The organism is Sphaerochaeta sp. S2, assembly GCF_016406725.1.
Taxonomy (GTDB): Bacteria; Spirochaetota; Spirochaetia; order Sphaerochaetales; family Sphaerochaetaceae; genus Sphaerochaeta.
In genome coordinates this window covers 18,345-27,807 of the sequence record NZ_JAEKNT010000086.1, presented here as the reverse complement: position 1 = coordinate 27,807, position 9,463 = coordinate 18,345, and the positions used below count along the sequence as shown (strand labels likewise).

The following is a 9,463-nucleotide window of genomic DNA, read 5'->3' as shown; positions in this document are numbered from 1 at the left end:
GGAGACCGGGGGACAGGGGGGGGCGTGAGGAATTTAGACTGCCTATGGTATAGTTTGAATGTCGACATATTACGTATACAACTACTAGTGCGGGTGCATCATCAGACATGTATACGAGCCATAGCCCGTAATCCAGGTTCGTTCTCTATTTCAGATTCATCCTCTATTTCAGATTCATCCTCTATTTCAGATTCATCCTCTATTTCAGATTCATCCTCTATTTCAGATTCATCCTCTACTTCAGATTCATCCTCTACTTCAGATTCATCCTCTACTTCAGATTCATCCTCTCTCTTAGTTTCTTCATTTGAAATCTGATCATCTGGAACTGTTTGTTCCTGCTCCAGAGAAGCAAGTTCTTCCTGTTTGGTTTGCAATACGTGCTCGACGTTGTGCAAGGATTCTTGCTTCTCAGTAAGTTGTAAGGTAAGTGCTGCAAAAGAAGCTGCCAAAAGCTCTTTTGCTTTGTGCTCTTCTGCATTCTCAGAGGCCAATGCTTCATGGTTCTTCTTCATCGCAGTCAACTCTTCCTGCAGTGCAGTAGCCTCTTCCCTGAGATGAAGAATAATCTGCTGGAGCTCCTCTTGCTTACGACCACTCTTACGCAAATTCTCAGTTGCTTTGTCATGTTGTTCACAAAGTTGCTGGATTTCATCACTGAACACATGCAAACTATCGTACTCTTGCTGTTCCAGTTTTTGGCTCATCAATTGAGCTTGTTCCATTCGCTGTTGCAACTCCTCCAGATACGAAGAAACCGTATGAACCATGGTCTGGAATGCTTGGTCTGTCTTGGTTATGGTATGGGCGAACACAGCTTCCATATCATGGTCACATTGCTGGCTGAATTGGGAGAGGGTTTCAGTAATACGACTCTTTACATCCTCAATCAAGGAGAGGAGGTTCTCTTTTTCTGTCCTGAAGTATTTCTGGCTCTCGGTCTTGATGGACTCGTATTGGCTCTTCTGTTCATTCACATCCTGGAAAGCCTGTTCCCTCACCGCTTCCAATTCACGTCTGCTGTTGGTAATTATCTGCTCTGCATCGTCACCGATTTGTCTGATTTTCGCCAACTGAGAAGTCAGGATTGAAAGAGAGTCAGCCTCATTGCTTTTCAGAGTCTCTGCATGGCTCGCCACACGACTCTGGTTCTGCCGCTCCACTTCCTGGACCTCAGCTTCATATTCCTGTAGCTTTGCATAGGATGAATCAAGAAGCTGTTTTACCTTTAGCTGTTGTTGGCTGATTGAGTTACTACCCTCTTCAACTGTCTCCTGAAGCATCTGCTTAAAAGCCTCTATACGTTCATCAAAATGGCTGATCGTTGTATCAACTGCTTGAATACGTTGAATTTCTTGTTTTGTGTGCTCGATACGGGCTTCTACTTGTGCTGTGGTAGTTCCTAGCTTGGTGAGAGAGTCCCGGTAGGTATTGAGCACGCCCTGTAGTTTGGCGAGATCGTCACTCCTCGCCTCAAGGTCCGTCATCTGGGTCTCTATCCTAAGAAGCATCTGGTTGGCAGCGTCAATTCGGTGATTGATTCGCTCCTCCACTTGCTGGGAGGTGTCTTTGAATTGATTACGAGAGGCTTCCAGTTCCCGGGAAAACTGCCCTACTTTCTGTTTCATGAGATCCAGACGGCGGTCACGCTTGTCTTCTACACGAAGCATGTAGATGATAATGAGCGTGATGATAAACAGGATTACCGGAAGCAAAAGCTCGAGTCCCATCGAAAAACCTCCTACCAGAACATCCTCAGAGTACCAGAGAAGCAAACTCCTTCCAAGAGCTTACCACCAAGTCAGCTTCAGGGAAACTCTTGTGGGTATCCTTGGTTATCAAGCAGGAATGCATCCCTGCCTGTTTTGCACCACGGCAATCCTTGGTGTAACTGTCACCCATATAGAGTACCTGGCGGGAATCTACCTGCAAGCGATCAAGCAAGAAGGAAAAAGCTTTCTCACTTGGTTTCAAATAGCCACTTTCCTCAGTACTGTAGGCATAGTCTACCAACTCATCAATTCCTAGGGTCTGTAACTTACCAGCCAAGGGAAAATCACTGAAAACCGCAATCTTCACACCTTGTGAATGTACTTGCTCAAGAGTCTCAACCATTGTCGGATACGCCTTGATACTCAAAAAAGAACGTGCCCAAGCCTGATAAAACTGCTTATCAACAGCAGCCTTAACCTGGTCAGTTGTCCGATTCCCCCTTAAGCGAGATGCAACAAGCTTAGCCTGGCGATCTATAAGTCCCTCGCGATTTTCAGGAGAGGTAGGGTGCAGGTCCTGCACCCTACGGTACTCCTTTCTTGCCCAGTTGAAAGCCTTGGCAAGAGTAAGAGAAGGAAACAGGGAACGAACCATTCTTACATTGAGCATCCTCTTTGGATAGAGCGTGCCATCAATATCGAGCGCGAGAACCTTGATATCTTTCTCTTGCAGATACCCCATCCTCAACCTCGTTTCTTGCCGGTGGTACGCTTTGCCTGTTTTTCAATTCGCTTTCGTGACTTGTCAACTGAAGCCACGTTGCCTGGCTTGGTCCCTTTTGGCTTTGCAAATGCTCTTCCGCCAATATTACGCTTCACCTCAGGCTTTGGACCATCCACTACTGGTTTTTTGGGTCCTCTCTCATGCAAGGAAGGATTTCTCTTACGTTCACGCAGATCTACCTCAATGGGAATCTGGGTGAATCCCAGGTCTCGGCGAATACAGTTCTTCAAGTACTGGACATAGATCTGCGGGAAGTCCTTGATTCGGTTGACGAACATAAGGAACTTCACTGGATTGGCACTGAACTGGGTACCGTAATAGACCTTGTAATGCCCCATGCTGCCTCGTGGGGGCTGATAGGCCTCTCCCCACTCCTTGATCGCTTCGTTCAGCTGAGAAGTGTCAATACGCTTATTGAGCTGCTTCCAGACCCCCCATACTGTATCGAGTAGCTTGCCAATATCCTGTCCCTTGAGAGCGCTGATTGACGTGATGGGCGCAAAGCCAAGAATGGGGAAAAGGAACCTGATCCTGTCCTTGATAGCCTGAAGCTCGTTCCCTATTCCAGTGAGCAAGTCAATCTTATTCAATACCAGGATGATCCCCTTGCCCCTACGTACAATAAGGTTGGCAATCTTTTTATCCTGGTCTGAGAGCCCCTCGATAGCATCCACCATCAACAACACTACATCAGCCTCATCGATGGTCTTGATTGCACGATTGACGGAGTAGTATTCCACATCCTCCTCAACCTTGCTCTTACGCCTGATACCTGCAGTATCAAGTACGGTAAAGTCACTACCCTTGTATGAGAAAGTTCCCATGACAACATCACGGGTAGTGCCTGCAATATCACTGACAATTGAAACATCCGAACCGACCAAGAGGTTGGTGAGGGTGGACTTGCCTGTATTTGGCTTGCCCATAATAGCCAGCTTAACACGCTCGGTTTCTTCAGGAGCCTCATCAAGGCTTACCATTTCCAGCATGCCAAGCAGGGTATCTTCCAGATCTTCAATGCCCAGACCGTGGGCGGCTGAAATACCCACCACACGTTGAAATCCATACTGGTAGTACTCCCAGACTAGGTCATCACGCTTGGGGTCATCAACCTTGTTTACCACAAGCAGGACCTTCTCGCTGTATGGGCGCAATGCTTTCAGCAATTCTTCGTCCTCAGCCGTAACAGCAGTACATTCCATCATAAAAATGATGGCATCACTTTGTGAAAGAAGGCCTAAACTCTTATTTGCTACCAGGTCATCGAACCCTTCTCGCTCTACCTTTACCCCACCACTATCAACAAGTGTTACAGGATGGTTCCCAAGGTACCAGCGCTCAGGAATCAAGTCACGGGTAACCCCTGGGGTCGGATCGGTAATTGCCCGTCTTTTGCCGATCAAGCGATTGAACAAAGTGGACTTACCCACATTTGGGCGGCCTACAATAGAGATAACCGGAATCTTTGCCGGTGAATCTTGTGTGTCAGATGGTGGTGAAATGATCGAATCGGTCATGCATCCACTCCCTTATAAACGTATTTATCGTGAGATATGAGTCCATTTCCAAGACCTGCTGTGCCAGTGCTCTCGCATCTTCAGAAGAGACCGAGCGCAAGATTTTTCGCACCTGCAGGAGGCTTTGGGACCCCATGCTCAATTCATCCAACCCCATACCGGCCAACAGCACGGAACAGAGAGGATCGGAAGCCATCTCCCCGCAGAGGCTTACCGGTATGTTGTTCTGGTGGGCTTTCTCTACGATCATGTGGATCGATCGCAGCACCCCGGGGTGAAATGGCTGATATAGGTAGGCTATCTTCTCGTTACCCCGATCAACAGCAATGGTATACTGGATCAGGTCATTGGTTCCGATTGAGAAGAAGTCAACCTTCTTTGCCAAGATGTCTGCACATAAGGCTGCAGACGGTACCTCGATCATGGTTCCAATTTTAATATCAGGATCGAAGGGGATCTGCTCATTCCGGCAATCCTCCTTGACATGTTCAAGGAGATGCAAGACCGCATTCAGCTCCTCGACCCCGCTGATCATTGGAAACATGATCTGCAACTTACCATATACGCTGGCGCGGAGCAATGCTCTCAGCTGTACGGTAAAAATATCCTTTCGGGAGAGGCAGAAACGTACAGCCCTCCACCCAAGTACAGGATTTTTCTCATCTATTCCGAGACCTTTTACAATCTTGTCACCACCGATGTCGATGGTACGGATGGTAACCGGTTTTGGAGAAACGGCTTCCAGGACATGCCTGTATGCCTCGAACTGCCGTTGTTCTGAAGGAAGTTCCAAGGACTCCATGAAAAGGAATTCTGAGCGGAACAACCCAACCCCACTAGCGCCACTTTCCTTGACAGCATCGACCTCAATACTGGTCTGGATGTTTGCCTTCAGCAACATGGTATGCCCATCGGTCATCTCGGTGGGAAGGTCAACCATCTTCTTCAGTTCACCTTCATGTTCCTGCCAGAGCGCAAAACGCTCATCAAGCATCTGTGCGACGTTCAAGTCAGGACGGACATAGACTTCCCCATACGATCCATCCAAAATGATCTCATCGCCATCCTTCACATTTCTGGAAGCAGTACCAGTGGCAAGGACCGTAGGGATATTGAAGGCACGTACAAGGATTGCCACATGGCTTGCCCTGCCTCCCCCATCCAAGCTAATCCCAAGGATATGGGTCTTGTCCATGCTGAACAACTCAGAAGGCATGAGAAAATCAGCAACCAGAACCACGTCCTCATCAAGCGCTTCCAATGGTCGCTGTCCATCTCCCTTGACTGCAGCAATTAGATGGAGTGAGATATCCTTGAAATCGAGAGCTCGTTCACGCAGCAACTCATCCGTGGATTGTTCGAGCAAACGTACCATCTCATTTGTTACAGAATCGATGGCCCATTGGCTGCACACAAGATTGGTCGTGATATATGACTCGATCTGCCCGATATACTCGGGGTCATCAAGCATCATTAAGTGGGTCTCAAGGATATCCTTCGACTCTTTGGAAATCTTGCTGGTGTTGTGTTCTTGCAGATGTGCTCTCGCCGCATTGACAGCTTCCTTGAATTTCTCTAGCTCTGCTGTCACGCCATCTGCAAGGATATGCCGTTTTTCTGCAGCACTTGCGGCGTTACGATGCACCAACGCCTTGCCCTTTGCGAGCCCCTCTGAAGCCGCTATACCCTTGAATATCCTCATATGTAATGTACTATACGGACTTTATGGTCAGATGTAAAGCTGGAAACCCTCCAACAGTTCTGGTAGAATGACTCCCATGGAAATGGATGAAGCTCCCAAACCAAGACGCACTATCTCTCCCCTATTTATACTGTTAGCATGGATTCTTTTTACCCTTGGTGTTTTCGCCCTTGGCTATCCAAGGGTTCGCCAAGCAGTCATTTCCAGTGGTGTTCTCCAATATGCCCGCCAAGGAGAGGATAGCCCTCTGTTGCCGTCTCAGGTCAGGACAGTGCAGGTCGCATTCATAACAGCCAGTGGAAAGCAGCAACTTGTTTCCTTCCAAACCGAACGAATGGGAGGAAGCCAATACCATGACAGTTATGAAGCACTGCTTGGGGGACCTACGAGAGAGGTGCTCAACTTAGGATTGGTGAGCTATATTCACCCGAAAACCTCCCTTATCGGAGTAACGCTATCAAACAAGATCCTCTTTGTTGATATAAGTAAGGATTTCTTGGATAGCTTGGATATTGTGAAAGCAACAGAACAGATGAAAACCACTGCTCTAGCATTCAGCCAGGTCAAGGATCTGGTTATTTTGGTTGAGGGAGAACCGCTAGAACAATAGAGCCTTTACTCGCGATGAAAAGGAATTCTTATCCATTCCGACCTCTGGTTTCAGAAGTGCAAGGAATTCAACATTACCTTTGTGCCCCTTGAGTGGACTTTTTGTAAGTTCGTGTATGCCTACCCCATCCTCCTCAAGCAAATCAAACACTCTGAGCATTACATCCAAAAGAACCTCAGGGTCCTCAACAACTCCGTTGAAATCCGCCAATCCCTTCGGAACCTCAAACTGCGGCTTGATCAGCGAGACCAGCCAGGTATTGTTGCAGAGCGAAAGGATGTGGCTTGCAGCCCCTGCGATGGAACGGAAGGAAAGATCGCACACAGCAGCATCACAAGGAGGATCCAAGTCCTCCAAGGTCATGATGTTCTGCCGTTCATGTACCTGCACTTGATCATTAGTACGGAGTTTCCAATCAAGTTGGTTGTACCCTACATCCACACTATGCACCAAGGCAGCCCCACGTTTGAGCAGACAATCAGTGAATCCTCCAGTGGAAGAACCCGCATCAAGCATCACCAATCCGCTTACATCCAGGGAAAACTTATCCAGGGCATGCTCGAGCTTGAAACCACCACGGGAGACATAGGTATCAAAGGTAAAAGAAAAGGTTGCATGAGAGGACACCAACTGCTTTGGATCAGTGGACAGCACCCCATCCACCAATACATTACGACAGACGATGTATGCAGTGAGTTGGTCCTTGGTGTACTCATCATACTGCTGGCAGAGGGCCTGCAGCAGGGCTACCTTCCTCTCTTTCATCAAATATCGTACAACCTCGTAAATCGTTCAATACTGAGCGCCTGTCCACTGGCAGTATCCAGGGTAATGCATACCCCCTGTATGACCGGTGCAGTGTCAGCAATCTCGCTTCGAAGCGGCATTTGGGTAAGTTGCCTTGCAATCGATATATCAGGTTTCGAGCCGATGACACTCTCCGACGGGCCGCAAAGACCTAGATCCGTAATGTAGGCAGTCTTGTGGGGAAGAATTTTCTCATCAGCTGTTTGTACGTGGGTATGTGTTCCAACTACCGCACTCACTTTGCCATCAAGATAAAGCGCCAAGGCTTCTTTCTCCTCAGGGTTCTCTGCATGGAAATCCACAAAGATCAGGGGAGTCTGCTTTCGCAACTTCGCCACTTGGTCTGAACCAACTCGGAAAGGACAATCAATGGATGGCAGGGACTGCCTTCCTTGCAGGTTGAGGACGCCAACCTTATGCCCCTTGACCTCAACAACGACAGAGCCATGCCCAGGCGCTGCAGGGGGATAGTTGGCAGGACGAAGCAAACGTTTCTCGCTATCCAGCAGTGGCCTTAAGTCATCCTGCTGCCAGATATGGTTCCCACTGGTGATCACATTCACCCCAAGTGAGAAGAATTGGTTCATCAAATCGACATTCAGGCCAAAACCACCGGCTGCATTCTCGCCATTCACGATAACCATGTCAGCTCGATAATCCTTGACCAATGTATGTAATCCAAGAAAGAGAGCCCTGCTCCCGGGCTGTCCACAGACATCGCCCAAAAGCAGGACTACCATTGTTTTAGTATCAGACACAAACAACCTACCTAGCGTACTCGACAACCCTCATCTCACGGATGATGGTCACCTTGATTCTGCCCGGATACCTCAGTTCAGCTTCGATACGGCTGGCGATGCCCTTGGCAATCTCCTTAGCCCCATCGTCGTTTACCTGGTCATTATTAACCAGAATCCTGAGCTCTCTACCGGCTTGGATGGCATAGGCCTTATCCACGCCTTCAAAACTCTCAGCGATGTGTTCCAGTGACTCAAGGCGTTTGATGTAATTATCGAGCGTCTCCCGCCTTGCTCCTGGCCGTGCTGCACTGATAGCGTCGGCTATCTGCACAATTACTGCTTCCAGGGTCTGCGGTTCTGTATCGTTGTGGTGAGCAAGGATGGCATTCACAATCTTGGGATCTTCCCCAAGACGTTTAGCCATTTCTGCACCCATTTCCGCGTGGTTTGCGTCACTCTCAGTTTCAGTTCCTTTTCCGATGTCATGCAGGAGTCCAGCACGGAGTGCCAACTCACTATTTGCACCGACCTCACTGGCAATCATGCCGGAGAGTATGGCTACTTCCTTTGAGTGATTCAACACATTCTGCCCATAGCTGGTTCTAAAGTATAGTCGACCAAGTGCACGAATCATCTCAGGGCTCACATTATGTACCCCTAGGTCGAAGATGACTTTCTCACCTTCATCTGCAATGATCCTTCCTACTTCCTTCGATACCTTGTTCACCACCTCTTCGATACGAGCAGGGTGGATTCTTCCATCCTGGACAAGTCTCTCGAGCGCGACACGAGCAATTTCCTTCCTAACTGGGTCAAAACAGGAAATAACTACAGCCTCAGGCGTATCGTCGATGATTACATCCACACCAGTGAGTGTTTCCAAGGTGCGGATATTGCGGCCTTCACGACCGATTATCCTACCTTTCATCTCATCACTGGGAAGATTCACCGAACTGACCGTCACATCACTGACGACCTCTGTTGCCAACCTTTGAATCGAGGTAACGACGATATCCCTTGCTTTTTTGTCAGCGGAGAGCTGGGCCTCTTGCTCAATCTTGTTGATCATGAGCTGGGCATCTCTCCTCGCATCGTTGTACATGGTTTCCATGATGATATTTTTAGCTTCATCAGCGGAAAGTCCAGCGATACGTTCAAGTTCTGTAATCAAGCTGCCTTCTTTCTCGGCAATCTCTTGTTCTTTCTTGGAAAGGTTTCCTTCCCAATCTCCCAATTGCTTTTTGATAGCATCCAAATCAGCCTGCTTATGCTCGAGATTTTCCTCTTTTTGCGTGAGTCTTCTCTCAGAACGTTGCAGTTCAATCCGTCTCTCTCTAGCCTCTCGTTCCTGCTGTTGTTGTTCTTTCAACAACTGATCCCGAGTCTCAAGCAAAAGCTCTTTGCTTTTTGCTTCCGCTTCCTTTATAGCTTCCTCATTCAACCTAATAGCTTTCTGTTCAACGGAGGTAAGCTTAAATTTCGCATACAGCCAACGGCCTAACCAACCAAAGATGATACCAATAAAACAACTTAGGAGGATCAAAAGTATATTGTTCATATACTACCCCCTATTATAATGGTACAATAATAC

At 48.0% G+C, this 9,463-nt stretch carries 8 protein-coding genes; 1 reads left to right on the top strand and 7 read right to left on the bottom strand.

Features of this window, described 5'->3' with window-relative positions; all coding sequences use genetic code 11:
* Nucleotides 1-101: 101 nt before the first annotated feature.
* The 4 genes from JF818_RS02415 to ptsP are packed head-to-tail and all read right to left on the bottom strand — an operon-like array spanning nucleotide 102 to nucleotide 5,715.
* The gene (locus tag JF818_RS02415) at nucleotides 102-1,730 is read right to left on the bottom strand and encodes a hypothetical protein (protein WP_198890395.1); all 1,629 of its coding nucleotides are present in this window, start codon (nucleotides 1,728-1,730) and stop codon (nucleotides 102-104) included.
* 25 nt (nucleotides 1,731-1,755) lie between these two features.
* Nucleotides 1,756-2,454 carry an HAD family hydrolase gene (locus JF818_RS02410; RefSeq protein ID WP_198890394.1) on the bottom strand — a complete coding sequence of 233 codons (699 nt, stop codon included), beginning with the start codon at nucleotides 2,452-2,454 and terminating at the stop codon, nucleotides 1,756-1,758.
* Between the two features lie 2 nt (nucleotides 2,455-2,456).
* Entirely contained in the window at nucleotides 2,457-4,013 is a 1,557-nt protein-coding gene (der, locus tag JF818_RS02405) for a ribosome biogenesis GTPase Der (protein WP_198890393.1), read from the bottom strand.
* Nucleotides 3,982-5,715: a phosphoenolpyruvate--protein phosphotransferase gene (ptsP, locus tag JF818_RS02400; protein WP_198890392.1), complete on the bottom strand. Its 1,734-nt coding sequence runs from the start codon at nucleotides 5,713-5,715 to the stop codon at nucleotides 3,982-3,984. Before ptsP ends, der begins: the two co-directional genes overlap by 32 nt.
* A 76-nt stretch (nucleotides 5,716-5,791) precedes the next feature.
* On the opposite strand from ptsP, the gene JF818_RS02395 reads away from it, so the two are divergent.
* Complete coding sequence (locus JF818_RS02395) at nucleotides 5,792-6,325, top strand: GerMN domain-containing protein (RefSeq protein WP_198890391.1); 534 nt, start codon at nucleotides 5,792-5,794, stop codon at nucleotides 6,323-6,325.
* Here JF818_RS02395 and JF818_RS02390 read toward each other — a convergent pair.
* From JF818_RS02390 to rny, 3 genes are read right to left on the bottom strand one after another with little or no spacing between them, the layout of a single operon-like run.
* The gene (locus JF818_RS02390; protein ID WP_198890390.1) at nucleotides 6,314-7,090 is read right to left on the bottom strand and encodes a TlyA family RNA methyltransferase; all 777 of its coding nucleotides are present in this window, start codon (nucleotides 7,088-7,090) and stop codon (nucleotides 6,314-6,316) included. The two genes, JF818_RS02395 and JF818_RS02390, sit on opposite strands and share 12 nt — an antisense overlap.
* A complete protein-coding gene (locus JF818_RS02385) occupies nucleotides 7,090-7,872 on the bottom strand; it encodes a TIGR00282 family metallophosphoesterase (protein WP_198890389.1) in 783 nt (260 codons plus the stop codon). Before JF818_RS02385 ends, JF818_RS02390 begins: the two co-directional genes overlap by 1 nt.
* Before the next feature lie 25 nt (nucleotides 7,873-7,897).
* Complete coding sequence (rny, locus tag JF818_RS02380; RefSeq protein ID WP_198890388.1) at nucleotides 7,898-9,430, bottom strand: ribonuclease Y; 1,533 nt, start codon at nucleotides 9,428-9,430, stop codon at nucleotides 7,898-7,900.
* Nucleotides 9,431-9,463 lie beyond the last annotated feature (33 nt).

Bases quoted from the DNA above. Each gene is read 5' to 3' on its own strand.
- ptsP (WP_198890392.1), bottom strand. From the start codon at position 5,715: ATGAGGATATTCAAGGGTATAGCGGCTTCAGAGGGGCTCGCAAAGGGC.
- rny (WP_198890388.1), bottom strand. From the start codon at position 9,430: ATGAACAATATACTTTTGATCCTCCTAAGTTGTTTTATTGGTATCATC.
- JF818_RS02415 (WP_198890395.1), bottom strand. From the start codon at position 1,730: ATGGGACTCGAGCTTTTGCTTCCGGTAATCCTGTTTATCATCACGCTC.
- JF818_RS02385 (WP_198890389.1), bottom strand. From the start codon at position 7,872: ATGGTAGTCCTGCTTTTGGGCGATGTCTGTGGACAGCCCGGGAGCAGG.
- der (WP_198890393.1), bottom strand. From the start codon at position 4,013: ATGACCGATTCGATCATTTCACCACCATCTGACACACAAGATTCACCG.
- JF818_RS02390 (WP_198890390.1), bottom strand. From the start codon at position 7,090: ATGAAAGAGAGGAAGGTAGCCCTGCTGCAGGCCCTCTGCCAGCAGTAT.
- JF818_RS02410 (WP_198890394.1), bottom strand. From the start codon at position 2,454: ATGGGGTATCTGCAAGAGAAAGATATCAAGGTTCTCGCGCTCGATATT.
- JF818_RS02395 (WP_198890391.1), top strand. From the start codon at position 5,792: ATGGAAATGGATGAAGCTCCCAAACCAAGACGCACTATCTCTCCCCTA.